This is a genomic window from Halobiforma nitratireducens JCM 10879, assembly GCF_000337895.1.
Lineage (GTDB): Archaea > Halobacteriota > Halobacteria > Halobacteriales > Natrialbaceae > Natronobacterium > Natronobacterium nitratireducens.
Window position 1 is genome coordinate 1 of the sequence record NZ_AOMA01000148.1, and the last position, 279, is coordinate 279.

1 rRNA gene is annotated in these 279 nt (G+C 55.6%); it reads right to left on the reverse strand.

Annotated elements, in window-relative coordinates:
• Positions 1–162 (reverse strand): 16S ribosomal RNA (locus C446_RS14600); the annotation flags it as partial.
• Positions 163–279: the final 117 nt, after the last annotated feature.

Consider the following 279-nt stretch of genomic DNA (forward strand, 5'->3'; position numbering starts at 1 on the left):
GAGCCGTATGCGCCATTAGCCTCAGTTTCCCGAGGTTATTGCGCTCCAGAGGGTAGTTTGGCCACGTGTTACTGAGCTATCTGCTACGGGTCTCAACCCGTGCAACTAGCATGGCTAAATCGGACTCCAATAGCAATGGCCTCCGGCAGGATCAACCGGAATGCTCTTCCCCCGAATGGGGGAGGTTGGCGGAGTATGTATAATACACACTCACTTGCTATGGTCCACGTTCGATGACTCCACTCGCGACCGAGCAGGCGTCACCGAACTGTCGAGGCT